Annotated in this window: 26 protein-coding genes and 1 tRNA gene; 13 read left to right on the top strand and 14 right to left on the bottom strand. The window is 67.8% G+C overall.

The genetic code is table 11. From position 1 onward, the window contains the following. Positions 1-7: 7 nt before the first annotated feature. Positions 8-820, bottom strand: coding sequence for an energy transducer TonB (locus tag AC07NS_RS00320; protein WP_494600609.1), 813 nt, complete (start codon positions 818-820; stop codon positions 8-10). A 117-nt stretch (positions 821-937) separates the two neighbouring features. On the opposite strand from AC07NS_RS00320, the gene AC07NS_RS00315 reads away from it, so the two are divergent. The 4 genes from AC07NS_RS00315 (at position 938) to AC07NS_RS00300 (ending at position 3,107) form a co-directional block, all read left to right on the top strand. Continuing rightward, a complete protein-coding gene (locus tag AC07NS_RS00315; protein WP_494600608.1) occupies positions 938-1,243 on the top strand; it encodes a hypothetical protein in 306 nt (101 codons plus the stop codon). Further along, positions 1,240-1,515, top strand: coding sequence for a type II toxin-antitoxin system RelE/ParE family toxin (locus tag AC07NS_RS00310; RefSeq protein ID WP_494600606.1), 276 nt, complete (start codon positions 1,240-1,242; stop codon positions 1,513-1,515). Before AC07NS_RS00315 ends, AC07NS_RS00310 begins: the two co-directional genes overlap by 4 nt. Next, entirely contained in the window at positions 1,512-2,621 is a 1,110-nt protein-coding gene (locus AC07NS_RS00305; RefSeq protein WP_494600605.1) for an NAD(P)/FAD-dependent oxidoreductase, read from the top strand. The genes AC07NS_RS00310 and AC07NS_RS00305 overlap by 4 nt, the downstream gene beginning before the upstream one ends. A 117-nt stretch (positions 2,622-2,738) precedes the next feature. Continuing rightward, positions 2,739-3,107: a hypothetical protein gene (locus tag AC07NS_RS00300; RefSeq protein WP_494600603.1), complete on the top strand. Its 369-nt coding sequence runs from the start codon at positions 2,739-2,741 to the stop codon at positions 3,105-3,107. Here AC07NS_RS00300 and AC07NS_RS00295 read toward each other — a convergent pair whose 3' ends face one another. Together AC07NS_RS00295 and AC07NS_RS00290 are read right to left on the bottom strand one after the other, a co-directional pair. After that, a complete protein-coding gene (locus AC07NS_RS00295; protein ID WP_494600602.1) occupies positions 3,108-4,232 on the bottom strand; it encodes an aspartyl protease family protein in 1,125 nt (374 codons plus the stop codon). A gap of 85 nt (positions 4,233-4,317) precedes the next feature. Beyond that, positions 4,318-5,562 (bottom strand): PQQ-dependent sugar dehydrogenase, encoded by a 1,245-nt coding sequence (locus AC07NS_RS00290; protein ID WP_494600601.1) that lies wholly within the window; start codon positions 5,560-5,562, stop codon positions 4,318-4,320. A gap of 139 nt (positions 5,563-5,701) precedes the next feature. Here AC07NS_RS00290 and AC07NS_RS00285 point away from each other — a divergent pair, with 139 nt between their 5' ends. Then, positions 5,702-6,751 carry a glycosyltransferase gene (locus AC07NS_RS00285; protein WP_494600600.1) on the top strand — a complete coding sequence of 350 codons (1,050 nt, stop codon included), beginning with the start codon at positions 5,702-5,704 and terminating at the stop codon, positions 6,749-6,751. Positions 6,752-6,793: 42 nt separating this feature from the next. Continuing rightward, a tRNA-Met gene (locus AC07NS_RS00280) sits at positions 6,794-6,870 on the top strand. 603 nt (positions 6,871-7,473) lie between these two features. On the opposite strand, the gene AC07NS_RS00275 is transcribed toward AC07NS_RS00280, so the two are convergent. The 6 genes from AC07NS_RS00275 to AC07NS_RS00250 form a co-directional block, all read right to left on the bottom strand. Beyond that, entirely contained in the window at positions 7,474-7,695 is a 222-nt protein-coding gene (locus AC07NS_RS00275) for a hypothetical protein (RefSeq protein WP_494600598.1), read from the bottom strand. Positions 7,696-7,699: 4 nt separating this feature from the next. Continuing rightward, the gene (locus AC07NS_RS00270) at positions 7,700-7,903 is read right to left on the bottom strand and encodes a hypothetical protein (protein WP_494600596.1); all 204 of its coding nucleotides are present in this window, start codon (positions 7,901-7,903) and stop codon (positions 7,700-7,702) included. Continuing rightward, positions 7,900-8,145: a hypothetical protein gene (locus tag AC07NS_RS00265; protein ID WP_494600595.1), complete on the bottom strand. Its 246-nt coding sequence runs from the start codon at positions 8,143-8,145 to the stop codon at positions 7,900-7,902. The genes AC07NS_RS00270 and AC07NS_RS00265 overlap by 4 nt, the downstream gene beginning before the upstream one ends. A 343-nt stretch (positions 8,146-8,488) precedes the next feature. Next, complete coding sequence (locus AC07NS_RS00260; protein ID WP_494600593.1) at positions 8,489-11,068, bottom strand: hypothetical protein; 2,580 nt, start codon at positions 11,066-11,068, stop codon at positions 8,489-8,491. Between the two features lie 87 nt (positions 11,069-11,155). Next, positions 11,156-11,542, bottom strand: a complete 387-nt coding sequence (locus tag AC07NS_RS00255) for a helix-turn-helix domain-containing protein (RefSeq protein ID WP_494600591.1) — start codon at positions 11,540-11,542, stop codon at positions 11,156-11,158. Positions 11,543-11,663: 121 nt separating this feature from the next. After that, on the bottom strand, positions 11,664-12,566 hold the full coding sequence (locus AC07NS_RS00250) for a PAS domain-containing protein (RefSeq protein ID WP_494600589.1): 903 nt from the start codon (positions 12,564-12,566) through the stop codon (positions 11,664-11,666). A 276-nt stretch (positions 12,567-12,842) separates the two neighbouring features. On the opposite strand from AC07NS_RS00250, the gene AC07NS_RS00245 reads away from it, so the two are divergent. The 4 genes from AC07NS_RS00245 to AC07NS_RS00230 all read left to right on the top strand — a co-directional run bounded on the left by AC07NS_RS00245 (position 12,843) and on the right by AC07NS_RS00230 (position 15,735). Then, on the top strand, positions 12,843-13,268 hold the full coding sequence (locus AC07NS_RS00245) for a TadE/TadG family type IV pilus assembly protein (protein WP_492853520.1): 426 nt from the start codon (positions 12,843-12,845) through the stop codon (positions 13,266-13,268). Further along, entirely contained in the window at positions 13,268-14,935 is a 1,668-nt protein-coding gene (locus AC07NS_RS00240) for a pilus assembly protein TadG-related protein (protein ID WP_494600588.1), read from the top strand. The genes AC07NS_RS00245 and AC07NS_RS00240 overlap by 1 nt, the downstream gene beginning before the upstream one ends. Before the next feature lie 39 nt (positions 14,936-14,974). Continuing rightward, on the top strand, positions 14,975-15,298 hold the full coding sequence (locus AC07NS_RS00235; protein WP_494600586.1) for a hypothetical protein: 324 nt from the start codon (positions 14,975-14,977) through the stop codon (positions 15,296-15,298). An 83-nt stretch (positions 15,299-15,381) separates the two neighbouring features. Then, positions 15,382-15,735, top strand: coding sequence for a PilZ domain-containing protein (locus AC07NS_RS00230; protein ID WP_494600584.1), 354 nt, complete (start codon positions 15,382-15,384; stop codon positions 15,733-15,735). Positions 15,736-15,821: 86 nt separating this feature from the next. On the opposite strand, the gene AC07NS_RS00225 is transcribed toward AC07NS_RS00230, so the two are convergent. The 5 genes from AC07NS_RS00225 to AC07NS_RS00205 all read right to left on the bottom strand — a co-directional run bounded on the left by AC07NS_RS00225 (position 15,822) and on the right by AC07NS_RS00205 (position 23,004). Further along, positions 15,822-16,253 (bottom strand): helix-turn-helix domain-containing protein, encoded by a 432-nt coding sequence (locus AC07NS_RS00225; RefSeq protein ID WP_110119520.1) that lies wholly within the window; start codon positions 16,251-16,253, stop codon positions 15,822-15,824. Between the two features lie 111 nt (positions 16,254-16,364). Next, positions 16,365-17,186, bottom strand: a complete 822-nt coding sequence (locus AC07NS_RS00220; RefSeq protein WP_494600582.1) for an acyl-homoserine-lactone synthase — start codon at positions 17,184-17,186, stop codon at positions 16,365-16,367. Between the two features lie 264 nt (positions 17,187-17,450). Continuing rightward, complete coding sequence (locus AC07NS_RS00215; protein ID WP_494600580.1) at positions 17,451-18,179, bottom strand: helix-turn-helix transcriptional regulator; 729 nt, start codon at positions 18,177-18,179, stop codon at positions 17,451-17,453. Positions 18,180-18,346: 167 nt separating this feature from the next. Next, positions 18,347-19,870, bottom strand: coding sequence for a response regulator (locus AC07NS_RS00210; protein WP_494600578.1), 1,524 nt, complete (start codon positions 19,868-19,870; stop codon positions 18,347-18,349). A 143-nt stretch (positions 19,871-20,013) separates the two neighbouring features. Then, complete coding sequence (locus AC07NS_RS00205; RefSeq protein WP_494600576.1) at positions 20,014-23,004, bottom strand: TonB-dependent receptor; 2,991 nt, start codon at positions 23,002-23,004, stop codon at positions 20,014-20,016. Between the two features lie 471 nt (positions 23,005-23,475). On the opposite strand from AC07NS_RS00205, the gene queC reads away from it, so the two are divergent. The 3 genes from queC to AC07NS_RS00190 all read left to right on the top strand — a co-directional run bounded on the left by queC (position 23,476) and on the right by AC07NS_RS00190 (position 25,458). Next, positions 23,476-24,255: a 7-cyano-7-deazaguanine synthase QueC gene (gene queC, locus AC07NS_RS00200; RefSeq protein ID WP_494600574.1), complete on the top strand. Its 780-nt coding sequence runs from the start codon at positions 23,476-23,478 to the stop codon at positions 24,253-24,255. A 129-nt stretch (positions 24,256-24,384) separates the two neighbouring features. Further along, positions 24,385-25,017 carry a 7-carboxy-7-deazaguanine synthase gene (queE, locus tag AC07NS_RS00195; RefSeq protein ID WP_494600572.1) on the top strand — a complete coding sequence of 211 codons (633 nt, stop codon included), beginning with the start codon at positions 24,385-24,387 and terminating at the stop codon, positions 25,015-25,017. A gap of 72 nt (positions 25,018-25,089) precedes the next feature. Further along, the gene (locus AC07NS_RS00190) at positions 25,090-25,458 is read left to right on the top strand and encodes a 6-pyruvoyl trahydropterin synthase family protein (protein ID WP_494600570.1); all 369 of its coding nucleotides are present in this window, start codon (positions 25,090-25,092) and stop codon (positions 25,456-25,458) included. The last annotated feature ends 110 nt before the right edge of the window (positions 25,459-25,568 follow it).

Below are 25,568 nucleotides of genomic sequence, written 5' to 3'. Positions count from 1 at the left end.
GGCCCTCCTATTCGCCCTTGTCGCGATAGACCGCGCCATAGATCCGGCTCAGCGTGCTCCAGTCGAACACGGCGAAGATCCGCTGGCCTTCGGTGGACGCGCCGCCTGCGGCGCGTTTGGGCGGCTTGAAAGCGGGGGCCAGCGCCAGCATCGCTTCGCGAGCGGCCGGCGTCAGGGCCGGACCGCTGGCCTCGCAGTCCACGAGCTGGTCGGCGCGCGCCGTGCATTCCAGGTTGGCCATGCCCTCGGCGGGACCCGCGGCCAGGATCCGCGCGGCGGCGACGTCCAGCGCGGGCCACTCTTCCCAGGCGATCGCTTGTAAATGGCATTGCTGGTCGGGGGCGTCGGCGGCGGGGCAGGGGATGGAGCCGTCCTTGGCTGGGATCAGGGCCGCGGCCGCGCGGCCCGGCTGGTAGCTGACCGGCGCCGGCTTGCCGCCGTCCGGACCGCCGACCAGCGTGATCGGGATGGTGATCATCGCCCCGCCCACCGGCTGGCCGTCGGTCGTGGTCGGCGCCATGCGGAACTTCGGGGCCAGCTTCAGGGCCATGTCGTCGAAATGGGCGCCCTCGGGCGAGGAGGCCGGCGCGCGGCAGGCCTCCATCTCGCCCTTGGCAGACACCCGGCAGCGCATCAGCGCCCAGCCGGAAAGGGCCTTGCGGCGGGCTTCCTCGGGGTAATAGCGATCGAGGTCCATCGGCCCCGGCTTGCTCTTCCAGACAATGCCGTCGGTCAGTTCGCGCACCGGCGGTGCGGGATCGGCGAGGGCGGGCCCGGCGATGGCGAGGCTCACGGCCAGGGCGAGAAGGCGTACGGTCATGGAAAATCCCCCGCACCGCTTATGGCGAAATTCCACGCGGCTCGCAACGCAGGGGCGAGCGCTCCGCGCGCGCCATGAGCCGTGGCGGGCCGGGAGGTTCGTGCTAGGCTTCCCGCCATGAACAGGCCGGTTCGACATCCAGACCAGGTGACGGTGACCTTGAGCGCCGAGGACGCGGCTGACCTGTTGGCGCGGGTCGAGCGGGGCGAGTTCGCTTCGTTGGACGAGGGCGTGGCCGCCGAACTGGCGGAGCTCAACTATCGCCGGGCGGTCGACATCGTCGGCGGCTCGGACAAGCTCGAGGCCTTGCTCGACGAACTGGAAATGGAAGCCGTCGATCCGGCCGAGCATGTCGATGGCCGTCAATTCCTGTCTGACATGCTGGAGGATCTGAAGGCGCGGGCCAAGGCCTCCGGCGAGTGAGCCTCCCCTATGTCCTGACTCCGCGCGCCCGGCGCGACTTGACGCGCATTCGTGACTATATCGCCGAGGACAGCCCTCGCGCCGGCGTCCGCTTCATAGAGAGCCTGATGGAGCGTTTTGAGCAGCTCGCCTTCGCTCCCTACATGGCCCAGGCGGTCGCCAGCCATCCTCGCTTTCGCCGACTGCCGCACGGCGCCTATGTGGTCTTCTACGAAGTGGCGGACGACGCGGTGATCATCCGTTCCATCGAACATTCAGCGACCCTAAAATGACCGAGTTCGATTTCGACGCCGTGGTGGTGGGCGCCGGCGCGGTGGGGCTGGCCTGCGGCTACGCCCTGAGCCAGCGCGGGCTGACCGTCGCCGTGCTGGAGGCCGAGGGCCATATCGGCCAGGGCGTGTCGTCGCGAAATTCCGAGGTGATCCACGGCGGGCTCTACTATCCGACCGGCTCGCTGAAGGCCCGTCTGTGCGTGCAGGGGCGGCGGCGGCTCTACGCCTTCCTCGACGCCCACAAGGTCGCCTACAAGAAGTGCGGCAAGCTGGTGGTCGCCACCAGCGACGACGAGATCGCCCGCCTCGACGCCATCTGGGACCAGGCCCTGGCCAACGACGTCGAGGGCATGGAGCGGCTGACGGGCGCCCAGGCCCAGGCGCTGGAGCCCGGCCTCAACGCCCACGCGGCCCTGCTGTCGCCGGAAAGCGGCGTCTTCGCCAGCCACGACTACATGCTGGCCCTGCAGGGCGAGATCGAGGCGGCCGGCGGGGCGGTGGTGCTGAGCACCCCGTTCGAGGGCGCGAGCCCGCTGGAGGGCGGCGGCTTCACCGTGCGGGCCGGTGGGGCCGAGCCGACGACCCTGACCACGCGCCTGCTGGTCACCGCGCCGGGGCTGTCGTCCCAGACCGTGTCGGCGAGCATCGAGGGCTTTCCGGCCGACCAGATCCCGGCCGCCCACTACGGCAAGGGCGTCTATTTCCGGCTGATGGGCAAGGCGCCGTTCCAGCGCCTCGTCTATCCGCCGCCGATCCATGGGGCGCTGGGCACCCACTATCGCAACGACATGGGCGGCCAGGCGGTGTTCGGGCCCGACCTGGAATATGTGCCGGCGCCCGACTATTCGGTCGATCCGAACCGGGCCGAGGCCTTCGCCGCCTATATCCGCAAGTTCTGGCCGAGCCTGCCCGACGGCGCCCTCAGCCCCGACTACGCCGGGGTGCGGCCCAAGCTTCACGGCCCGAACGAGTCCCAGCCCGACTTCCAGCTGCGCGGCGCCGATACGCACGGCCTGCCGGGCCTGATGGCCCTGTTCGGCATCGAGAGCCCGGGCCTGACCAGTTCGCTGGCGATTGGCGAGACGGTGGCCGAGTTGCTTTCTTGACGCGTGGCGGTCGCCGAAACCGCTCACACTTTCGGCTGCCACGCTCGCTTGTGTCGGCCGGCTGACACCAAACCCCGGTTCGTGCGTTAGCCGATAGGCTGTTTCACGGAGAGGGCGATGGTGGACGATTTCATCGAGCGGCTGACCTCGCGCCTGGTGCGGGGCGCGGGACTGGTCATGGCCGCGGCGATCGCGGCGGTGTCGGGGGCCATGGCGGTGTTCGCCTTCCTGGCCTCGATCGTCGGCACGGCCTGGGCCCACGCCATCGTCGCCGGCATCGCCGCGGCCGTGGTGGCGGTCTGGGCCCTGGCCCAGTCGAACCACCAGGCCAAGCATCGCAAGGCCCCGATCGAGGAGCGGGTGGCCGACATCATCCTGGCCCACCCCACCGCCTCGTTCCTGGCCGGCGTGGCGGCCGGCGCCCTGGTCAAGGGCAAGCCGTCCGAGGCCCGCAAGGCCTGGCGCGCCCGGCGCGAGGTCGACTAGCTACAGGTAGTCGGCCAGGGTGAAGCCGGTCTCGACTCTCTGACCCTTGCGCAGCAGGGCCAGCGAGACCGGCTTACCGGCGTCGCCGCGCAGGCGTGCCAGCGCGTCACCCAACGTCGTCACGCCTTCGAAGACGTCACCCGGTGAGACGCCCGCCTTGGCGGCCGGGCTGCCGGCGCCGACCTCGCGCACGGCCACCTTGCCCTCGGTCTCGTCGATCCAGAGGCCGGCGCGGCTGTAGTAGGGGGTCTGGGGTGAATTGGTGTTCCGCTTGACCCACAGGGACGCGCTGCGCGCGTCGATCGCCAGATTCAGCGACCGCAGGACTCGCAGGCCCAGCACGGCGTCTTCGCCGGCCGCGTCCGGTGGGCGGACCGTGATCAGCGGGGCGTCGTAGACCGCCTCGCCGATCCGCAGGCTCTTGGCCCGCACCAGCCGGGCCAGACTCTTGCCCTGGCCGGTTATCCCTTTCAGCTGCACGGGCGCATAGGGCGTCGCGTCGCTCCACAGGCCCAGCTCGCGGCCGCGCTTGTGGGGCAAGGTGAGCACCCAGGGCATGCCGGTGTCGACGATCGCCCGGACATCGGCGCCGTTCAGGGCGACGTCGGCGACGATGCGGGACGAGCCCAGGCCGCGCTGTTCGAAGCGCGACGTCAGGCGGGTGTAGCCGGGACGGTCCGGCGCGCCCTGGGGAAACACGCGCCACTGTCCGCGTTCGAGGTCCAGCTCGCTGTCGAAGCTGGTCAGCATGCCCGCGGCGATCAGGCCTTCGCCCCCCAGGGTGTCGCCGGCCAGTCCGAACATCGAGGCGTTCGGCTGGCGCACTGCGCCGCCCAGCACCAGTTCGTCGACCGCGAACAGCGGAAAGCTCTTGTTCTCGTTCAGCCGCACGTCGCGCAGCTTCTTCAGGCCCAGGCGCTCGGCGACGTCAAGGCGAACGCCGCTGACGATGGAGCCGGTATCGACGACGAACGGGAACGGCCCCTGGCCGTTCAGCTTCGCATCGATCAGCACCCGTTCGTCGTTCAGGCTGATCGCGGCCGTGATGGGGGCGTCGGCGAAGGCGCGCGCGGGCAGGGCCGCCAGCAAGGGAAAGGCGGCGAGAAGGCTGCGGCGGTCGAGCATGAGGATGTCCTGGGCGAAGCTTGCTCGAAGACAATCTCAGGACGAGATCCTGTGCAATCCTCCCGGCGTGACAATTCGCCGTGGATCAGCCCTTGGGCGTGATCCTGATCACCTTGCCGTCTTCCTCGTCGGTCACCGCCCAGACGGCGCCGTCGGGGCCGACCACGACGTCGCGGATGCGCTCGCCGAACTCGGTGGCGATGCGCTCCTCGCCCACCACCTTGTCGCCGTCCAGCGTCAGGCGGGCGATGTGGTGCTCCTTCAGCGAACCGACCAGCAGGCTGCCCTTCCAGGCCGGGAACAGGTCGGCCTCGTAGAAGGCCATGCCCGACGGCGCGATCACCGGATCCCAGTAGTAGATCGGCTGCTCCAGGCCTTCCTTGGCGGTGATCCCGTCGCCGATCGGCTTGCCGGAATATTCCTCGCCATAGGTGATGGTCGGCCAGCCGTAGTTCTTGCCGGCGCGGGGGATGTTCAGCTCGTCGCCGCCCTTGGCGCCGTGCTCGACGGTCCACAGCTCGCCGGTCTTGGGATTGATGGCGGCGGCCTGCAGGTTGCGGTGGCCGATCGACCAGATCTCGCGCTTGACGTCCGACTGGCCGGCGAACGGGTTGTCGGCCGGGATCGACCCGTCCGGCTTGATGCGGATCACCTTGCCCAGGGTCCCATCCAGACGCTGGGCCTGCATGCGGCCCTCGATGATCGAGCGCTCGCCGGTGGTGACGAACAGGTTTCCGTCGCGGGCGAAGACCAGCCGGCCGCCGAAGTGCAGGGCCGAGGCCAGGGTCGGGGTCTGTCGCCAGATCACCTGGACGCTCTCGACCTTGGGCGCCGCGCCCGGAACCAGCTTGCCGCGAGCCACGGTCGTGCCGTTGCCGCCGTCGCGCGGCTCGGCGTAGCTCCAGTAGATCAGGCCGTTCGTCGCGTAGTTCGGATCGACCGCCAGGCCCAGCAGGCCGCCCTGGCCGTTGGCGTCCACCGCCGGCAGGCCGGCGACGGCCGGCGACAGGGTTCCGTCCTTGGCCAGGATGCGCAGGCGGCCGGCGCGCTCGGTCACCAGGGCCGAGCCGTCGGGCAGGAAGGCGATGGCCCACGGATGCTCCAGGCCTTTGGCCACGACCTGCACCTGATAGGCGACGCCGGCGGCCTTGAGCGGCGCGCGGGTCTGGCCGGCGAAGGCCGGCTTCTGGTCGGGCGCGTTGGCCGGCCTCGTCTCGACCGGGCCGCCGTCGGCGGTCACGGCCGGGGCGGCGCTGTTCTGGGCCTCGCCGGGACCGCAGGCGGCCATGGCGAGAAGGGCGGAGGCGGCGAAGATCAGGGATGAGCGCATGAGGCGACCATAGACGGCTTTTCGCTTGGCGGGCGAGAGGGCAGGCGAGGGGCGGACCTGATTTTCGGCCGACGCATTGACAGCGTGGGCCTCGCGGGGAAGGTTCCGGCGCTTTCCTGCCTGTTGTTCGGAGATCGCCTTGACCGCCATCCTGCACGCCATGCTGGGCAAGGGTCTGGGCGGCCTGGAACAGGTGTTCCTTGACTATCAGCCGATCCTAGAGACCTGGGCGGCCCGTCGCGGCGGCCTGTGCGCGGGCGTCGTGCGGGCGGGAAGCAAGGTGGCGCAGGCCCAGGCCGGCCGCACCCCGCCGCTGCTGTCGATGCCCGCCTACACCGACTGGGATCCCCTGACCCTGGGCGCGGCCCGCCGCATCGTGAAGGCGGTGAAGCCCGCCATCATTCTCAGCCACGGCCAGCGGCCGGCGCGCCTGTTCGCCAAGGCCGCGCCGCCCTCGACCCGGCTGGCGATCTGCGTCCACAAGCCCGTCTTCGATATCGAGACCACCCGCACCGACTACATCTGCGTCGGCCGCCACCTGGCCGACCTGGCGATCGAGCGCGGCGTGCCGGCCGCCCACGTCCACTTCGTGCCCAACGCCGTGAAGATCCCGACCGCGCTGGCGACGCCCTTTGCGCAGGCCGGTCGCCCGCCGCGCATCGTCGCCGCCGGTCGCCTGCATCCCAAGAAGGGCTTCGACGTGCTGATCGCCGCCGCCGCAAGCTTGCGTGACCGGGGCCTGGCCTTCGAGGTCGAGATCGCCGGCGAGGGCGACGAGCGCGCCAAGCTGGAGGGGCTGATCGCCCAGCATGCTCTCTCCGACCGCGTGCGCCTGGTCGGCTGGCGCGACGCCTCGGCCTTCCTGGCTACGGGCGACGTCTTCGCCTTCCCGTCCTACCAGGAGGGTTTCCCCCTGGTGCTGCTGGAAGCCATGGCCGTGGGCCTGCCGGTCGCCGCCAGTTCCATTCCGGGGCCGGACGAGATGATCGTCGAGGGCGTCAGCGGCCGCCTGCTGCCGCCCGGCGACGCGGCCGCCCTGGCCGACGCCCTGGCCGCCCTGGTCGCCGACCCCGCCGGTTCGCTGGCGCTCGGCGAAAAGGCTCGTGAAGCCGTGCTGGCCGACTATGGTCCCGACAGCCTCGCGCGGCGCCTCAGCGCAGTTGTGGATGAGATCGCGAACCGGGCTTGAAGCCCGCCCCGGTTTGCGCTTATAAGCCCGCTCCGCTTCGGCGGCTGGGTAGCTCAGATGGTTAGAGCGGTGGATTCATAACCCACAGGTCGGCGGTTCGATCCCGCCCCCAGCCACCACCACGGTGTGTGGTATGGCGTTGAATTTAAAAGACATTTCGTATCCCTCTCGCTCCTCCATGTTTATGGAGAGACAGTCCGCTGCGACCGAGCTGTCGCGGCTGTTGAGGGCGTCCCCACCGACACCTAGTCGCTCAGGCTACGTAGCTCTGGCCGGAGTGCTCGCGAAGTTCGGCCTAAGTGGGCAGGCTATCGTGCTTCAGGCTGGTTGGCGGCTAGGGGTGAAATCCGTCCGGGATCGGACCATCCGTAAGGAATTCGGCGGGCCGACCGGGAGACCAGCGGCTGACTACGATCCTGATTTCAGCGTCGCCGCCCGCGGGGACCAGGTGTGCGTGAGAGGCGGTCATCGCAGCATGAAGCGCAGGCACCTCGGCGGAGACCGTCCCAGATCCTGAGCGGCCTCTTCGATCCTCGATGACGGCAAAGTGGTATTCAGCGGGCCAACTTTCATCGCCGACTTCAAGTACGCCACGGCCGGAAAACCTACGCGTCTTCATCAGTCCCTCCGGGAATCGTTCAGGGGCAAAAGAGGCTGGAGCGCAGGACGTTCTAGAGCTGTGTTTTGGCGCACAATCGGTGCGCCTACCCACTTGCGATAGCTCAGCCAAACTTCCGAAACAGGGGTAGCTGCTCCAGGAGATCGATGGTGATACTGGCGCCCTTCTCCAGGGCGACGTTCTCGATGTCGGCAGTGGTTGCCCCAATGAAGGAAGCCCCCTCCGCCTCGACCGTGATCGACACGGATCCGTCGGAGACCGCAGCGGCGAACCGGTTGGTGGCGAGGTCATGCTTTAGGCTCGTCAGCACTAGGGCGCGGGTCATGTGATCATCCTTCTGCCGGGTCGTCGCTATCTTCGTCATCGGGTGGGACGGGGGCCGCCTTTACCGACTTCTCCGCTTCAAGCATCTGTATGATCTTGAGGGCGAGTTCCTGGGGCATCTCCGCCGATACGTAGAGATAGGCTCGGCACCCGGGTAGGCTTTTGTATTTGAGGCGTTTTAGCCACTCGTCTTCGTGGTCTGCGCTCATTGGGCGTCCCCTATTTCCGGCGTCAGACCATGGTCCCGCTTAATGATGGCAAGCAGGTTGACCATCCTTTCGATGATGGCCTTGGTGCTTTCGATTTGGCCTTCGGTGACGTCGTGTTGGACCCCAAGCACGGTGCTGTAGATTCGGACCTGGCCCTTCTCCATCCACTCTAGGTGTTGGACATTGGCGGCCCTTTCGCGTTCGCACCAGTTGGCATGCTCCTGCATCGCCGCTTCGTTCATCAAGCCCTCCCGATTTGGTGCGACCATAGCGGCAGAAGTGTCGACCTCCTGCAACCTTTCGAAGGCGTGATGGCGATGGCCTGCGCGGTAAAATCGGCCAACCACTTCGATCTGGCCGAGCCTGATGCCTTTCCCTACGCATCTTCAGCCGATAGCCACCTACGACGCTGAGAACCCCGTCTAGGTTCAGGCCGCCATCGACGCTGCCCTGGCCTGTGGCCAGGAGATCCGTCACCACGGACCGTCGGATCGACAACGAGCGCGCCGGCGCCAGAACGAGCAAATCGACGAGTGGGGGCGGACTCTGCAGCGCGTCTGATGTCCATGCGGCCCAAGCAGCCGCCTAGGTTCCCGGAGGGCCTACCGTATCTGACGCGGTTTTGGTCGGGGCAGGAAGCATTTTCCTCGGCTCCGGCGGTCCGCCCAGCGCCTGACGCGCCGCGCGGGCGATCGCGGCGTCGAGCGAGGCCTGGCAAGGGATCGGCTGTTCGAGGATCTTGCGGCAGGCGCTCTGCCGTCCCTCCGCTATCGCCGTCCCGCCGGCCGCCTTGCGCATATAGGCCTTGGCGCAGCCCGACAGCGCCCAGTCCATCGGCGGTTCGAAGGGCCGCGGACCCGTCTGCTTGCACAGCAGGATCGGCTCGTAGTGCGCCAGCGGCGTCGAGGAATAGAGGATCGGGTTGATGTCCCGGGGATCGCCCGACGCTTCCAGCTTGAGCTCCCGCTGCAGGTGGCCGGCATGGGCCGAGCGGCTGCTGAACAGGGCCTTCAGCGGCGCGGTCAGTTCATTGAGGAAGCTGTTGGGCCTCGGTTCGGGCGCGGCCGCGGCGCTGGCCAGGGCCTCGTCAGTGCGTTCGCGATAGCCGATATAGACGAAGACGATCCGCAGCTTGTCGCCGCGCTTTTCGGCGATGGTCCGCAGGGCGGGCGCCAGTTCGCGCAGGACCTCGACCCCCGCTGCTTCGAAATAGCCGCCGTCGACGATGTGACCCGACCCGCACCCGCCCTTGCTTGTCAGCGTGCCGGCCGGGCTGATCCAGGGGAAGCGCGCGCCGTTGTGGATCGCGGTCGAGACCGGAACGTCGCGATCGACGACGTTGTAGAAGTCGTCGGCGTCGATCTCCCACGGATTGAAGCGCAGGCGGCTGGTGAGGATGCGGCGGCCGGTCTCCTGGCTCGCGCCGTTGATGACGACCAGCGGCCGCCAGGCGCCGTCGACCGGGCCGAACTGGCTGAAGCTTCGGCTCAGCAGGTCCGGATGATCGCAGCCCGGAACGGTCTTGCAGTGCTCGCGCCAGCCGGCCTCGAAGGCCAGTTCCAGGCCCTGGGCCCGGTCGGGCAGCAGCGCCACGGGCACGAGGCGTTGCAGCAGGTCGGGGAACAGCATCCCGCCGAAGGTGGGGCTGAGGAAGTCGCGGCCGGCGAAGTCGGTGACCGCGCCGCGCAGGTCCTTCGGCTGCAGGTTCGGGCGGTCCTGAAGCACCGCCGCATAGCCGATCGCGCCGACGCTGCCGCCGGAGACCGAGCTGATGGCGAAGAGGTTGCGGGCCAGCTTGCCCCCTGTCTTCTCGTGCAGCGAGGCCAGAACCTCGGCGGTCCAGTAGCCCGCCCGCGACGCGCCGCCTTCCGAGGCGACCAGCACCAGGGTGCGCGCGCCGTCGGGTCCGGCCGGCGCCTGCTTGGCCCAGGTCTCGTAGGCCTGCTCCAAGGTCAGCCGCTGGTCCTGCGCGATGGCGTGGTAGGGGGTGGTCGCCGCCCGCCAGCCGACCGGGTGGTTGTCGACCCACAGCCCGAAGATCGCCGCCGCGACCACCAGGAAGGCCAGGGTCGGCACGCGCGCGGCGTCGCCGGTCTGGATCAGTACGACCAGCACCGGGATGATGCAGCCCACCCCGAGGAAGGCCACGGCCGGCGCGCCCAGGGCCCAGCCGAAGGCGACGGGGAAGAAGATCGCCCACAGCATCGCGGTCAGGCTGATCAGGAAGCTGGCGATCACCCACAGGCGGCCGATGCGCAGCGGCTCGCGCGGCGGCTGCTGGGGCTTGAGCTTGGCGTTGGCCGACGTCCTGATCCGTTTGCGGGCGTCGTACTGGGCGATGATCGCCGCGAAGAAGCCCAGGCCGATCAGCACCAGGGCGGCGATCAGCCCGGTGTTGGGGGCTGGATTCTTGAACAGCGCCCCGATCACGAACAGGAACGGCGCTAGGCCCAGCAGCCTGGGCGTCCAGCGCAGCAGCCAGCTGGGGGTCCAGGTCTCGCGATCGCGCCCGTAGTTCGACAGGATGATCAGGCGCGGCCAGATCCAGGTCTGCACCGCCAGGAACAGCAAGGTCAGGGCGAAGAAGATCTGGCGCACCGCGGTGTCGCCGGAGAAGTCGCCCTCGGCCACGGTGCGCACGAGGTCCCGGCCCTGCTGGACGAAGACCAGCGCCGCGCCGGCCGCCAGGGTGAGGATGGCGGTCGAGCCGACGCCCTTGGTCTTGTCCAGCGTGTCGCGCAGCAGCGTCCACTTGCCCGGCAGGCCGTCGTACTGGCTGTGGTCGGGCAGGGGCTCTGGGCAGTCGCAGGGCTCGTAGTCGACCTCGACGGCGCCGCTGTTGTTCCAGTTGAATCCTTCGACGTCATTGGCGAAGAGCTCGACCGCGCCGGCCTGCTCGAAGGTCACCGTCGCGCCGCGGCCGATCGGATAGAGCCTGGGGTGGCCTTTTACTCGGGCGGTGAGCTCGAAGAACGGCCGGCCCTTCGATGCTGGGTAGATGTCCAGGATGTCGGCCAGGAAGAAACGATAGCCACCGGGCCCGGACGGCACGAACCAGTCCCACCACCGGCCGCGGGCCGAAAAACGCCAGCTTTCGCCGGCGGCGACTTCGCCGATCTCGACGCCGGTCCGCGCCGGGACCTTGACCGTCTTCGCTTCGCCCATAGCCGCATCCCCCCGGATGTGTCGGATTGGCTACTATAGGTAGAGCAAGCGATTATGGCAAACTATGGCTGTGTCGCCGGCGGGTGATCAGGACGTCGCCCCGTCCTCGGTGGCGTAGACCGTGGCCAGCCTGAACAGTTCGGCCCGGATGGCGTCAGGGAGATCGACGGCCGCCTGCATGAACGGACTGGCGTCGCGCAGGGCCGTGAAGCGCACGATCAGGTTCTCGCCGTCGGGACCCGTGTCGAGGCCGTCGAACAGGGCCGAGATCGGCACGTTCAGGGTCCTGGCCACCTCGACCAGCTTGGAAGCGCTGATCCGGTTCTCGCCGGTTTCGTACTTCTGCACCTGCTGGAAGGTCAGGCCGATCGCCTTGCCCAGCTCTTCCTGTGAAACACCGGCCGCGCGACGATGCGCACGGATCAACGCGCCGACATGGGTGTCGACTGGATGTGGAATGGGCGAGCCCGCCATGACGCCGCTTCCGTATACGAAAACCAACGTTTCGGGTTTGCCTTGTGACAATCAAAAAGACAAGCGCTTACAGCGCATTGGCGGGCGATTGTTCCGTACGGTCAAGTTAACGGTATAGCGGTCAGGCCGTGATCGCGATCAGCACGCCGTCGGGGACGCCGTCCCGCCGGACGGTCGCCAGCCCCAGCTCGACGGTCCGCTCGGCTCCGTTCTTGACCAGCAGGGTCACCGACAGGCGGGCCGGGGCGTCGCCTTGCAGGGCGTGCTCGACAGCCATGGTCAGGCCGCGACGCTCGGCCGGCCGGACGATGTCGCTGAGGCGGCAGTCGCGCAGCTCGGCTTCCGAAAACCCGGTCAGGGTAAGGAAGTCGGCGTCCATGCTGGCCAGCACGCCGCGGATGTTCAGCCGGGCGGTCGCCAGGCCGGGCAGCACGGCCAGGGCCGCCTCCAGGGCCGCTGCGCGGTCGAGGCGGCCGCGCAGGTCGCGCTCCTCGGTGCGGTTGACGAACAGGGCCGCCACGCCGCCGGGGTAGGGGAAGACGCGCACGCCGAAGCAGCGGCCGGCCTGGACGGTGGATTCCGACTCGAATTCCAGGGTCTCGCCGGTACGCAGCACGCGGCGGAACTGCTCGCCGATCAGGGCCTGGGACGGCGCGTTGAACACCTCGTTCCAGGCCACGCCGACCAGTTGGGCGGCGCTCGAGCCCTTCAGGTCCTCGAACACGGGATTGACGGCGGTGATGCGCAGGTCGGGATCGAGGGCGACGAAGGCCTCGTTCATGTGGCCCAGGATCGCCGATCGCGCGGTCTCGGCCGTTTGCAGTTCGGAATCGTTGTCGTGACCGCCCGGACCTTCGGTGAGGCCGGCCGCGGCGTAGTGCTCGGCCGAGATCATCACCACCCGCGGACGGCCGTGGTGCGTGACGATGACGGGCCCCGACAGGGCCACATCCTGCCATTGGCCGAAATTGCGGCTGATCTCTCCGGCGGTCACCCTTGCAGGTGCGATGTCGCGCGACTTCATGTCGCTCCTCCAGATTTGCGTGGAATCCGGACGCTACGCATTCACTGAAGCAAACTCTCGGAATGGTTGGTCAGTTGCGCGCTAAAGTTACCGGCGGCTGAGTACGGGGGCAACGCGGTCTGGGGGGTGGCAGAACGTCGCAGAGGATGCGGGTTCCATGTCCGCGAACTTCGCAAAATCCGGATTACCCGTACGAACGCGGAGACAGCCAAGGTCGATCTAATCTCGCTTCACAACCCAAAGGGTGTTCGCCCCAAACGGGTACGGGAGGCGTATGTGACGAAGACGCGTTCGATCCGGAAGTTCGCCGCCGACCGGCAAGGTACGGCCCTGGTGGAATTCGCGCTCGTGTGTCCGGTGCTGATCGCGATGGTGATCGGCATGGTCGGCTGGGGCTCCTATTTCTGGATGGCCCATTCGGTGCAGCAGGTGGCCAATGACGCCGCCCGGGCCGCCGTGGCCGGCCTCAACGCCACCGAAAGGAGCCAGCTGGCCCAGGCCTCGGCCGCCGAGGGCGTGACCGACTACGCCGGTCTCGACGCGACGCGGCTGACCACCAAGGTCACCGATCGTGGCGACCGCGCGGTGATCTCCGTCTCCTACGACGCCTCCAACAGCGTGGCCTTCGCCTTCGCCAAGATCGCTCCCATGCCGTCAAGCCTGATCACGCGTCAGGCGGTGGTCCGTCTGGGAGGGTATTGATGGTGCGTCGTTTCCTTTCCAATCGCGGCTTTCTTTCCAACGACAAGGGGGGCGTGGCGATCATCGCCGCCGCCGCCCTGACCGGCGGGGTCGGCCTGGCCGCCCTGGCCGTCGATCTGGGCTCGGTTTATCTGCAGTCTCGGCGCCTGCAGGGGGTGGCCGACCTGGCGGCCCTGGCCGCGGCGGCCGACCTCGACCGCGCCGATCGCGCCGCCAGCGCGACGGTCGAGGTCAATCCCGTCGGTGGAACCGTCGATGTCAAGGTCGCCAAGGGCCGTTACGACGCCCAGCAGGCGGCCGCCGCCCAGCGCTTCCAGAGCGGCGCGACCACGCCCGACGCCGCCCGCGTGACGGTGGAAGGCCAGGCCGACCTGTTCTTCGGCCAGGCCCTGCTGGGCCGGCCCTCGATCCCGATCCGTCGCCAGGCCACGGCCGCCCGCGCCGACCTCGCCAGCTTCTCGATCGGCACGCGCCTGGCCAGCGTCGACGGCGGCGTCGCCAACGCCCTGCTGACCGGCCTGACCGGCAGCTCGGTCAGCCTGTCGGTCATGGACTACCAGGCCCTCGCCAACGCCGACGTCGAGCTGTTCGGCTATCTCGACGCGCTCAACACCAAGCTCGGCGTCAAGGCGGCCAGCTACAACGACCTGCTCGCCACCGACGTGAAGACCAGCAAGGCCCTGTCGGTGCTGTCCGACGTGCTGTCGGCGGCCGGCGAGGTCCGCGCGTCCGCGGCCGCCAAGGTGCTGTCCTCGGCCACGAACGCCAACCAGAGCATCAAGCTCAGCGCGCTGATCGACGCCGGCCCCTACGCCCGCCAGGACCGCGTGGTCGGCGGGGCCGGGGCCGCGGTCGGCGTCGACGCCATGCAGCTGGCCGACGCCATGCTGATGCTGAGCAACGGCTCGCGCCAGGTGCAGCTGGATCTCGGAACCGCCGTGCCGGGTCTGGCGGATGTCGATGTCTGGCTGGCCATCGGCGAACCGATGAACAACGCCCCCTTCATGACCGTCACCCAGGACAAGTCGGTGGTCATCCGCACCGTCCAGACGCGGCTCTATGTCGAGGCCAAGCTCCTGGGCTCGGGCAGCCTGCTGGGCGGCGCGGCCCAGATCAAGGTGCCGCTGATGGTCGAGCTGGCCTCGGGCGAGGCCAAGCTGGCGGCCCTGGATTGCACGGCCCGCACCACCACCCTGGCGGTCAAGCCCAGCGTCGGCTCGCTGACCATCGGCCAGGTCGACACCAGCAAGCTGTCGAACTTCAAGCAGGCCCTGACCCCGACCAAGGCCCGCATCGTCCAGGCGCCGCTGTTCACGGTGGACGGCTCGTCCAAGGTCGATCTGGGCGGCGGCACGTTCCGCAACGTCGTATTCAGCAGCGCCGACGTGAAGGCCGGCACGGTCAAGACGGTGAAGACCAACGACCTGGTCGGCACGACCGTGGCCACGCTGATCACCGGCCTGACGTTGGACGTCAATCTGCTGGGCATCCAGCTGGGCCTGGGCAAGTCGGCGGTGCTGACGGCCCTGACCCCGGTGCTGGCCGCCGCGGCCGCGCCTCTCGATCAGGTGATCAACAGCCTGACCGGACTGGTCGGGGTGGGCCTGGGCGAGGCCGACGTCCGCACCAACGGCATGCGCTGCGGCGCCCCGGCCCTCGTGGCCTGATCTTTGTTCAACCCCAAGCAGGAAAGCGTGAGTTCAGTCATGTCCAGGCAGTCGGTTCCGTCGCAGCAGTGGCCAGGTCTCGGTGACGCGTCGGAGGATCTTCCGACCGGTCCGTTCGGCCGGCGCGGGGTGTCGGCGGCCGAGCTGGCCGGACCCTCGCTGCTGCATTCGGACTTCCAGCCGCCCAGCATCCGCGCCCGCCTCCACGTGCTGTGCGCGCTCTACGCCCACACCCCGTCGCCCGACCGGCGGCTGGCCCTGCTCGACAGCCTGGAGGAGCAGGTTCTCGAGTTGGCGCACCTGATGGCCGTCGACCTGCTCAGCAACGGCTGGCGGCCGGACGCGACGCGCGACGCCGCCTGACCGGTATGGTCAAGCTTTAGGTAAATATCGGAAAAACCTTCGGAACAGACGGCCGATTAACCGCGCCGTGCGTTCCTTGAGGCATGTCGATATTCGATTCACGTTCGGGGGCTGACCGGCGTACCGCGCCGCGCCTGTCCACGAACAGGTCCGGCAAGGTGCTGTGCGGCACCTTCGCCTGGGACTGCGTGATCAAGGACATGTCGGACGGCGGGGCCCGCGTGCAGATGCTGTCGGGCTCGACCCCGCCGGCGAGCGCCCAGCTGGTCGACCTGGTCGGCGGCTTCGCCCACGACGCCAAGGTGGCTTGGCGCAAGGACCGCGAGATCGGCCTGACTTTTCTCAAGAGCCATGACCTGCGCGGCCTGGCCCCCGCCGGGGCCCAGACGGCCAAGCGCATCTGGCTGGCGGCCCAGAGCCGCGCCAACGCCGGCTGACGTGCGGGCGCTGACATACTGACCAAGAAAAAGCCTCGCCTGGGGGGAGGCGAGGCTCTTCTAAGCGTACTCGGTGATCGCTGAGATCAGGCGTCGGCCCGGGCGGCTTCCTCGGCCATGGCGCGGACGAGGTCCAGCACTTGGCGACGGACGCGGCCGCGGTTGATCTTCGGGAACACCTCGGCCAGTTCCAGACCTTCCGGCGTGGTCAGGAATTCCTGAACGACGCGTTCGGCGTGGTGACCGACTTCGTCCTCTTCGGCGCCGTTCATCGGGTCGGCCAGGCCGTCGAAGAAGAAGGACACCGGCACCTGCAGGGTGCGGGCGATTTCATACAGTTTCGAAGCGCTGACGCGGTTGGCGCCACGCTCGTACTTCTGGACCTGCTGGAAGGTCAGGCCCAGGGAATCGGCCAGTTGCTCCTGGCTCACGCCCAACAGCTTGCGACGCATACGGACACGACCGCCGACGTGCAGATCGACCGGGTTGGGTCGCCGGCCTTCGGTTTCTTCACTCAACTTTTTCGCCTCCAACGGTTGTTTGTGTAAAATGACACGACCGGGGCGTTGGCGAAAGTCGAGCTAGACCAGGTGCGGCGCTACGTCGCTGAGGTGGAGCTTATGCTCCGCCTAAGCGTTAAGCTGAAACTCCGATTTCTGACCGCGATCGCTCCAGATCCGCCGAGCTTGGCCGCTTGCGTCGTGCAAACGGAAAAGCGCTTCTGCGGAAAGGGTTTCGTCACGCTCCGAACCCGGAAGAATCTGGGGCGTCATCGCCCGCAGCACCTGGCGCTGCACGGCGACCAGATCACCGAAGGCCCGCAGGTCAAGTTCGTCGACGTGATAGCCCACGGTCGATTCGATGGCGATAGATTCGCGAACCCGCTCGAGCAATTCTCGCGACAGGAGAATTTCCGATCCGGCGACCACGCCATACTCGTAGGGGCGGGGCAGGCCGACCAGCCGGGTGTCGATCGGCGAGTTCATGATTCCCGGATACAGCGCCATGTCGATCATGCCGACGAAGCGGGTCACGTTGTTGACCAGCGCCAGCTCCATGGCCGCCGCCCAGGCTTCGAACACGCGCGTGCCGCGGCCCGGACCCTTCTTGGCGCGATAGGCCTCGGTGGTGAAAAGGCGGCTGGCTTCCCAGACGTCCTGACCCTTCTTGGGGCTTTCGCCCGGGGCGATCAGGTGGCCGAACTTGTCGGCCAGCATGCAGCGGTCGTCAGTGGGCCGCAGGCGCAGGCCGACCTCGAGCTGCATGTCGTCGTCGAAGCCCAGCAGGTAGATGGCGCGGGCGTCGTCGTAGTCGTCGACTTCGCCGCCATCGAGCACGACCAGGTCGACCCAGCCGTTCTTCTCGACGCACTGCTTGCGACGTTCTTCATGCATGGCCCACAGCTGGGGGCCGTAGAGGTGGCGATTTTCGCAGGTGACGATGTGGATCATGGCGATGCTGTCCCCCGTTCTGGACAGCTCGCATTAGGCAGTATGATCCGCCCAATCACCGATAGGCCAAACGGCCTATGCGCACGCCGCCTCAGTCCGTGAGGCATTTCCGGTTTTTAAAGGGAATTGGTCTGTGCGCTGGCGCACACACGACCATAATTAGCGTTCCGCGCAGGCGCAAAACGACTATGTCGAAGACCTAACAGATCGCCGAACCATATTCAAGGTTGTGAAATTTCGCGTATCGACGTTACGCGTGTGGAGTCATTCGGCCTTCAGCAGGCCCAACTCGCCGGCCTTCATCACCGCTTCCTGCCGCTTGACCACGCCCAGGCGCTTCTTGGCCGCCTCGATGTGGTGGTGGACGGTGCGGGGAGAGAGTTCGAGGATCGCACCGATCTCCCAGTCGGTCTTGCCACGGCTGGCCCAATAGAGGCACTGGGCCTGGCGCTCGGAGATCACCCCGTAGTCGGGATTTTCGTCCTGCAGTTCCCAGTGCTTGAGCATGATGGTGCCGAACACCGTGGCCAGGCTCTCGACCACGGCGCGGGCGGCCGGGTCGGTGTCGGGCGCGGCGGTGGCCATGCGGATCAGCACCTCGTGGCCGGCCGGGCCGAACACCCGCACCACATAGCCGTCGTTCATGCCGAACTCGGAGGCCTCGCCCCACATGGCGTGGGCGCGCTGGTCGCCCAGTGGCTTGGCGTCGCTCCACGCAAAAGACTTGCTCGATTTCAGCAGCAGCTTCACGCACGGGTCGTGGACGACGTAGCGTTCGCCCCAGTAGCGGCTGTCCCAGGCCTCGAAATCCTGGCGGGAGAGGGCCGGGGGCTCCTTGCCGTAGCGCTCGGCGTTGACCAGGGTGGCGGCGAAGCGCTCGTAGCCGAAGGCCGCCAGGGCGCGGCCGAAATGTTCCTCGACCTCGGCCGGCGCGCCGTAATGCGGCGCCTTGCTCAGGAAATCCCAAGCCTGCTGTTCGGCCGAATTCAACACGACGCTCTCGCCTCCCGCTCGATCAGCAACTTAAGGCTACTTTTGCGCGTAGGCCAGTAGCGGCGTCGATCTGTCGCGGGCTCTACTCAAGCCACGTCTTGAAACAACTTTCGGTATTTTGTCTTTCGCGGAGGTTGTGCGCGCGGTTTCTTGACCGTGCGCGGGGATCAGGCCGCTTCCTGCTCGTCCTCGCCGGCCAGCAGGGCGCTCAGCACCACGGCCAGGCGCTCGGGCTTGATCGGCTTTTCGACCACGTCCTGCATGCCGGCGGCCAGATAGACGGCGACGTCCTCGGGGCCGGCGTTGGCGGTCAGGGCCACGATCGGGGCCGCGCCGGCCGGGCCGGACAGTTCGCGGATGGCGCGGGTGGCGGCCACCCCGTCCATGCGCGGCATCTTGATGTCCATCAGGATCAGGTCGAACCGGCCGGTGCGCGCGGCCTCGACCGCCTCGACGCCGTCAGTCACCTGCTCGGAGGTGCAGTCGAACATCTCGCACAGCGCCTCGGCGACCATGCGGTTGGTGGCGTTGTCGTCGACGATCAGGATGTGGGCGGGGCGGGCCGAGACGGTCACTTCCTCGCTGTCGTCCAGGATCACCTCGGCGACCGGAGCGGTCAGGGCGAAGCGCAGGGTCAGGCCGGCGCCGCGGTTGGGCTCGGCGCGCACCTGGCCGCCCATCTCGCGCAGCACGCGGTGGGCCAGGGCCATGCCGACGCCCAGGGCCATCTCGGCGCGGTCGTCCATGCGGCCTTCGCCGAGCGGGTCGAACACCCGGGCCAGGCGCTCTTCGGCGGTGACGGCGGCGGCGTTGTCGCGCACGTCGCCTTCCAGGCGCAGGCGATCACCGTCGAGACGGGCCCGCAGGCTGGCCTCGATCACGCCGCGACCATGCGCCAGGGCGCCGTCGATGAGGGCGTCGAACACCTGCAGCAGGCGCGAGGGGTCGATCAGGGCGGCGGCCTCGGGCTCGCCGTCATAGGAGAACAGCAGGGTCGAGCCGCCTTCGGCCGCGCGCGGCGCCCAGCGGGCCTCGACGGCGTCGGCCAGGTCGCGCAGGCGGGTCGGCTCGGGCGACAGGGCCAGGCCGCCGGTGGCGGCGCGGTGCAGGTCCATGGCCCGGCCGAGGATGTCGCTCATGTCGCGGCTGGTGTCGCTGATGGCGCGCACGCAGGCGGCGGCGTCGGGCGCCAGGCGCTGGTGCTCCAGCCGGTCGGTGAAGGCCTGGACGCCGTCCAGGTGCAGGCCGATGTCGTGCGCCATGCGCTCGACCAGGCCCATGGCCTCGCGCGCTTCGCGCTGCTTGCGGCGGTGCGAGGCCAGCAGCGAGGCCAGGCCGCCGACGCCGACATAGCCGCCATGCTCGTCGGTGGCGACGAAGGCGGTGCGGAAGACCGGGGTGGCGCTCTGGGCCAGGGCGTCGACGAAGACGCCGGGGTCCATCGACACGCGCACGCTGCGCGGCTCGGGATCCATGACCTCGGTGACGGGGCGGTCGTTGAGGTGCTCGGCGGCGACCAGCATCTGGCCGACGAAGACGTCGCGATAGATCAGGCCGATCGGCTCGCGACCTTGCGTGACCGCCAGGGCCGCCAGGCGCGGTTCGCTCGCGAAGATCTCCAGCACCGTCCGGCAGGACGTCTGAGGATCGACCGGTTCACGGCGATCGATGAGGCGGGCGAGCGTTTCCATGCGGCCGGGGGCTGGACGACGTTGAGTTCACAGCTTGGACGACTTGGCCTTGCAGAGTCGTTAAGTCACAGGCCTGAAAGCAGGAAGGGCGGCGGATTTGCACCCGCCGCCCTCGTTTTTTCAACGAACCTGGTTCAGTCGGATCACCAGGTCTTGGTGATGCTGATGCCGTACAGCCTGGGTTCCAGCGTGTAGACGTTGGTGAACAGGCCCGAGGTGTCGTCGGTGGTGTAGGCGTCGGTGATCGGCGTGTCGTTGAGCAGGTTCTTGACGTAGGCGTCGAACGACAGGCCCAGCTCCGGCTTCTCGATCTTGAGCGTCAGGTTGACGTTCTCCCACGACTTCAGCCGGTCGTACTCGGTGTTGTAGATGCGGGCGTACTGCTCGCTCTGGCGGTAGTAGTCGCCGCGCAGGGTGGCCGACCAGCCGGACGGCAGGTCCCAGGTGTACTGGGCGCCCAGCGACAGGGTCCAGTGCGGGGAGTTGGGCAGTTCGTTGCCCGACAGGTCGGCCGCGCGGCCGTCGATCGAGGCCCCGGTGGCGTAGTTGTAGAGCCCGGTGCCGTTGGCCACCGCGTTGGCGGTCAGGGCCACCGTGACCAGGCCGGTGGCCTGGGTGGCGCTGAAGCCGTTCGACATCAGCGCGCCGACCAGGGTGCTGGCCCCGGCCGAGGGGCCGCCGGCCGCCGCCAGTATGGTCTGCACGGCCGTGGCCTGGGCCGAGGTCAGGCCCGCGCCGCCGCTGGTCGTCGCCAGGGTCAGCAGGGTGTTGGTCAGGTTGCTGTAATAGCTGCTGGCGCCGGTGCCCGGACCCGCGCAGGCCAGCGGCAGGGTGCCGCCGAGGCCGGCGCCGAGCACGGTCGCGACGCCGGCGGTGGTCAGCACGCAGTTGCTGCCCAGGGCCGCGGTCGGCCGGGCGGCCTTGACCAGGGTCAGGGCCGCGTCGCCCTGGGTGCGGTTCATGGTGTCGATCGAGGTGACGCCGTCGCCGATCTCGGTGTGCAGATAGCCGACATTGGCGTTGAGGCGCAGGCCGTGGATCGGCTGCCACAGGGTTTCCAGCTCGACGCCCCAGACCTTGGCGTCGATGTTCTCGTTCACCGAGGTGCGGTTGACGATCTTCGAGATCTGGTAGCCCTGGTAGTCGTAGTAGAAGCCGGTGGCGTTCAACAGCAGGCTGCCGCCCAGCAGGGTGTTCTTGGCCCCGACCTCGAAGGCGTTGACGAATTCCGGCTGGTAGGTCGCCGCCACGCCGGCCAGGCCGATGGCCCCCGGCGGGTTGGCGCCGCCGCCCTTGTAGCCCTTGGAGTAGAAGGCGTAGAGCAGGCTCTCGTCGGTGAACGGCAGGTTGGCCTTGTAGTCGAAGCCCAGGCGCCCGGTCAGTTCCTTGAAGTCGGAATACTGCGCCGACGGCGTGCCCTGGGTCAGGCCGTAGCCCGTGGTCAGCAGCGGGGTCGGATAGTAGTCGGACTTCTTCTTGTCCTGGGTCTGGCGCAGGCCCAACGTGAACTTCAGGTCCTCGTTGGCCTGCCAGTAGACCTCGCCGAACAGCGCCGTGGCCCGCAGGTGATAGGGCGTGTGGTTGTCATAGTAGTTGTGGCCCTGGCCGGTCGGGGTGGCCGAGGTGTCGATGCCGATGCAGTTGGCCGTGGTCGACGGGTTGCAGGTCGGGTTGCCGGTGTTCTGGAAGTTCAGCGCCAGGGCCGAGATCGTCAGGCCGTTGCTGACCACCAGATAGTCGGTGATGCCCTGATAGTCGAAATAGATGCCGCCGACGTTGAAGTTGATCGGCCCGTCGAAGGCCGACTGCAGGCGGAACTCCTGGCTCAGCTGCTTGGCCGTCGACTTGGAGATGTCATAGGTCAGGAAGGTGTTGGACGTTCCGGTCTGCGGATCGCTGAAGTAGCCGCCCGGCGTCAGGGCCGTGCTGTTGAACGTGCCCGGCGAGATGTTCCGGAAGTAGTCCTGCTTCGAATAGATCTCGCCGTTGCTCAGCGAGGTCAGCGAGGTGAAGGTCAGGCTGTCGGTGATGTCGTAGGAAAAGTTGAACTGGTAGACGTCCGAGGTCGACTTGTAGATCGGGTCGAACAGCGTCTCGATCTCGCGCAGGTCCTTGCTGACCGTGTCGCCGGCGTTGAGGTCGCCGCTGGTGAAGCCCACCAGGTTGCCCAGAACGCCGTACAGCGTGCCCGAGGTGTTGACCGTGCCGTAGGCGGCGTCGCTGTAGAGGCTGGCCGAGGAACAGCCCTGCGTCAGGTATCGTCGCGACGTGCCGGTGGCCACGCCGCCGACCGTGGCCGGGCCCAGGTCCTTGGTGCAGAGCTGCTTGCCAATGCGGGCGCGGTTGTCGTCCTCGTTGAAGTGCTCCCACATCAGGTTGACGCGCAGGCGCTCGTTCGGATTGACCTGCAGGCTGACGCGGGTGGACCACAGGTCGCGATCGTCGACCTTGTGGTTGTTGTAGGTGTTGGTGACGAAGCCGTCGCGCTTGACCGAGGCGGCCGCGATCCGCAGCGCCATCTTCTCCTCGACGATCGGGATGTTGACCATGCCGCGCAGCTTGGTCGTGCCGTAGTTGCCGTACTCGGCGCGAGCCAGGGCCTCGAACTGGTCGGCCGGCTTGGCGGTGATGATGTTGACGACGCCGCCGGTGGCGTTGCGGCCGTACAGCGTGCCCTGCGGGCCGCGCAGCACTTCCACCCGCTCGACGTCGTAGAACTCGGCCTCGAACAGGTTGGAGGCCTGGAGCGGCGCGTTGTTGACGTGCACGCCGACGCCGTTGTCGGCCGAGACGCCGACGCCCTTGGAGCCGATGCCGCGGATCTGGAAGTTGAAGCTGTTGGTGAAGTTGCTCTTGCCGAAGCTGACGTTCGGAATGGCCTGCTGAAGGTTCGGGCCGCCGTCGATCTTCTGGACTTCCAGGCTGTCCTGGCTGAAGGCCGAGACCGCGATCGGCACGTCCTGGAGGGCTTCCTCCTTCTTCTGGGCGGTGACGACCAGCTCTTCGATCACGTTGTCCTGGGCCGGCTTGGCCGGGACAGGCGTCTGGGCGAAGGCGGGGGCGGCCACGGCGGCCAGCACGGCGGCGGAAGCGCTCATGGCCAAGAGGCCGCGCAAGCGCAGGGTCTGCGTCATTCGAAATCCCTCCCTGGACGCGATGACGCCTTGTTGGCGGCCCCTATCCGCGTCCCGTTGTTTCCTCGTCGCCGCACGTTTTCATTGTCGTATCTCCTTTGCGGAGATCGGCGGGCAGGTGTCCGGCAGACCTGCTTCGGCATTGCAGGATTGCATACTTGCGTTCTTTGGCTGTCAACTGCCGCGCCTGTAAGTAAACGGCGATAGGTTACGGCTTTTCACTTGACGCAACGTCATCTGTTGCGCCGAAAACTCGCTTATTGAAAATTTAGAAAAGACGGTCCGTCGGGTGACGCAAGGTCATCCGTGACGGTCTGCTGAAAACAGGGAGAAAATTTGCTCCCCCGCACGCTGTATCTTGTCGCATTCCCGTAAAAGGTACAGTCGGAAAACGCTGGTTCACGAAGCCTGGGCCGTGTCGCGCCGCGTCCCGCCGTTCCAGCGCGGGGCAAGGTCGTGTAGAGGAGCGGCATGTCCGCATCTTCCACCTCTTCCGCGCCCTCGGGCGCCGCCCTGGTGCTGTTCTCCGGCGGCCAGGACTCCAGCGTCTGCCTGGCCTGGGCGCTCGAGCGCTATGAGCGCGTCGAGACCCTGGGCTTCGACTACGGCCAGCGCCACTCGATCGAGATGGAGGCCCGCCAGTCCGTCCGTCACCAGGTCGCCGCCCGCTTCCCGCACTGGGCCGACCGTCTGGGCGAAGACCACGTGCTCGACATCAAGAGCTTCGGCGCCGTCGCCCAGTCCGCCCTGACCGCCGACCGCGCGATCGAGATGACCGAGCGCGGCCTGCCGTCGACCTTCGTGCCCGGCCGCAACCTGGTGTTCCTGATCTACGCCGCGGCCCTGGCCGACCGCCGGGGCATCGACGCCCTGGTCGGCGGCATGTGCGAGACCGACTTCTCGGGCTATCCCGACTGCCGCCGCGACACGCTGGACGCCATGCAGAGCGCCATGAACCTCGGCATGGACCGCGATTTCCGCGTCGAGACCCCGCTGATGTACCTGACCAAGGCCCAGACCTGGGCCCTGGCCAAGTCGCTGGGCGGCGAGGATCTGGTCGACCTGATCGTGGTCGAGAGCCACACCTGCTACCAGGGCGAACGGGGCGAGCTGCACCCCTGGGGTCACGGCTGCGGCGAATGCCCGGCCTGCGAGCTGCGCGAGAAGGGCTACGCCGAGTGGGACGCGGCCGGTCGTCTTCCGCTTCCTTCTCCCCTTGCGGGAGAAGGTGGCGGCGAAGCCGTCGGATGAGGGGTCTCTCAAACCGATGACGCCGCGCCCGATCGTTCCGCCCCACGCGGCGGATCTCGCCATCAACCCCTCACCCGACGGTCCTCCGGACCGCCACCCTCTCCCGCAAGGGGAGAGGGGAGGTTCTCGATGACCTACTCGGTGAAAGAAATCTTCCTCACCCTGCAGGGCGAAGGCGGCCAGGCGGGCAAGGCGGCGGTGTTCTGCCGTTTTTCGGGCTGCAACCTGTGGACCGGCCGCGAGCAGGACCGCCACAAGGCCGTCTGCACCTTCTGCGACACCGACTTCGTCGGCACGGACGGGGAGGGCGGCGGCAAGTTCGCCACCGCCGATGATCTGGCGAATGCGGTCGAGGCCGCCTGGACCGGCGGTCCGAACGATCGCCTCGTGGTCTGCACCGGCGGCGAGCCGCTGCTTCAGCTGGACGAGGCCGCCATCGCCGCCCTGCACGCCCGCGGCTTCCAGATCGCCTGCGAGAGCAACGGCACGGTGGTCGCGCCGGAAGGCATCGACTGGGTGTGCATCAGCCCCAAGGCCGACGCCCCGGTCGTCCAGACCCGCGGCCAGGAGCTGAAGCTCGTCTTCCCGCAGGAAAAGGCCATGCCGGAACGCTTCGAGAGCCTGGATTTCGAGCGCTTCTATCTCCAGCCGATGGACGGCCCGGACCGCGACGCAAACACGCAATTGGCCGTCGCCTATTGCCTTTCCCACCCTCAATGGCGTTTAAGCGTCCAGACACACAAGTATCTCGGCCTGCCCTGATGGATAAGGCGCTCGGTTTGGTGACAGGACCGTTGCGCTAGAGCCTCCCAGGCCTAGTCAAAAAAGAAGTCCATGTCCGAACCCGTCTTCGAGATCACGAAGGCCGCGCATTTCGATGCGGCCCACTATATTGAGCAAGGCTCCGACGATCATCGCTATCGCCGGCTGCACGGCCACTCGTTCCGCGTCGAGGCCAGCGTGCGCGGCACGATGCAGGCGGCCGGCTGGGTCGCCGACCTGGAAAGCCTGGACGTCGCCCTCAAGGCGGTCGCCACCGAGCTCGACCACGGCCTGCTCAACGACCGCCCCGGCCTGGAAAGCCCGACCCTGGAGCGGATCTGCCTCTATTTCGCCGAGCGCCTGAAGCCGCAGTTCCCCGGCCTGTCGCGCGTGGTGCTGTCGCGCCCGACCATCGGCGAGAGCTGCGCGCTGACGCTGTAGGACTTCTGAGGAACCTCCTCCTCTGGGGGGCGATCGCCTATGGATTTGGACTTGGGTTAGGTGTCAAAAGACCTGCCTTCCTGGGCCTTGTGCCCAGGATCCATGGTTCA

Source organism: Caulobacter sp. GW821-FHT10A10 (genome assembly GCF_059415745.1).
The sequence above is the reverse complement of the archived record's forward strand: the minus strand, read 5'-3'. Positions and strand labels throughout refer to the sequence as shown.

Coding starts and splice junctions, on each gene's coding strand:
- AC07NS_RS00205 (WP_494600576.1), bottom strand. CDS start 23,004: ATGACGCAGACCCTGCGCTTGCGCGGCCTCTTGGCCATGAGCGCTTCC.
- AC07NS_RS00305 (WP_494600605.1), top strand. CDS start 1,512: ATGACCGAGTTCGATTTCGACGCCGTGGTGGTGGGCGCCGGCGCGGTG.
- AC07NS_RS00270 (WP_494600596.1), bottom strand. CDS start 7,903: ATGAGCGCAGACCACGAAGACGAGTGGCTAAAACGCCTCAAATACAAA.
- AC07NS_RS00315 (WP_494600608.1), top strand. CDS start 938: ATGAACAGGCCGGTTCGACATCCAGACCAGGTGACGGTGACCTTGAGC.
- AC07NS_RS00260 (WP_494600593.1), bottom strand. CDS start 11,068: ATGGGCGAAGCGAAGACGGTCAAGGTCCCGGCGCGGACCGGCGTCGAG.
- AC07NS_RS00300 (WP_494600603.1), top strand. CDS start 2,739: ATGGTGGACGATTTCATCGAGCGGCTGACCTCGCGCCTGGTGCGGGGC.
- AC07NS_RS00230 (WP_494600584.1), top strand. CDS start 15,382: ATGTCGATATTCGATTCACGTTCGGGGGCTGACCGGCGTACCGCGCCG.
- AC07NS_RS00235 (WP_494600586.1), top strand. CDS start 14,975: ATGTCCAGGCAGTCGGTTCCGTCGCAGCAGTGGCCAGGTCTCGGTGAC.
- AC07NS_RS00295 (WP_494600602.1), bottom strand. CDS start 4,232: ATGCTCGACCGCCGCAGCCTTCTCGCCGCCTTTCCCTTGCTGGCGGCC.
- AC07NS_RS00220 (WP_494600582.1), bottom strand. CDS start 17,186: ATGATCCACATCGTCACCTGCGAAAATCGCCACCTCTACGGCCCCCAG.
- AC07NS_RS00275 (WP_494600598.1), bottom strand. CDS start 7,695: ATGACCCGCGCCCTAGTGCTGACGAGCCTAAAGCATGACCTCGCCACC.
- AC07NS_RS00255 (WP_494600591.1), bottom strand. CDS start 11,542: ATGGCGGGCTCGCCCATTCCACATCCAGTCGACACCCATGTCGGCGCG.
- AC07NS_RS00190 (WP_494600570.1), top strand. CDS start 25,090: ATGTCCGAACCCGTCTTCGAGATCACGAAGGCCGCGCATTTCGATGCG.
- AC07NS_RS00210 (WP_494600578.1), bottom strand. CDS start 19,870: ATGGAAACGCTCGCCCGCCTCATCGATCGCCGTGAACCGGTCGATCCT.
- queC (WP_494600574.1), top strand. CDS start 23,476: ATGTCCGCATCTTCCACCTCTTCCGCGCCCTCGGGCGCCGCCCTGGTG.
- AC07NS_RS00265 (WP_494600595.1), bottom strand. CDS start 8,145: ATGAACGAAGCGGCGATGCAGGAGCATGCCAACTGGTGCGAACGCGAA.
- AC07NS_RS00250 (WP_494600589.1), bottom strand. CDS start 12,566: ATGAAGTCGCGCGACATCGCACCTGCAAGGGTGACCGCCGGAGAGATC.
- AC07NS_RS00320 (WP_494600609.1), bottom strand. CDS start 820: ATGACCGTACGCCTTCTCGCCCTGGCCGTGAGCCTCGCCATCGCCGGG.
- AC07NS_RS00240 (WP_494600588.1), top strand. CDS start 13,268: ATGGTGCGTCGTTTCCTTTCCAATCGCGGCTTTCTTTCCAACGACAAG.
- queE (WP_494600572.1), top strand. CDS start 24,385: ATGACCTACTCGGTGAAAGAAATCTTCCTCACCCTGCAGGGCGAAGGC.
- AC07NS_RS00290 (WP_494600601.1), bottom strand. CDS start 5,562: ATGCGCTCATCCCTGATCTTCGCCGCCTCCGCCCTTCTCGCCATGGCC.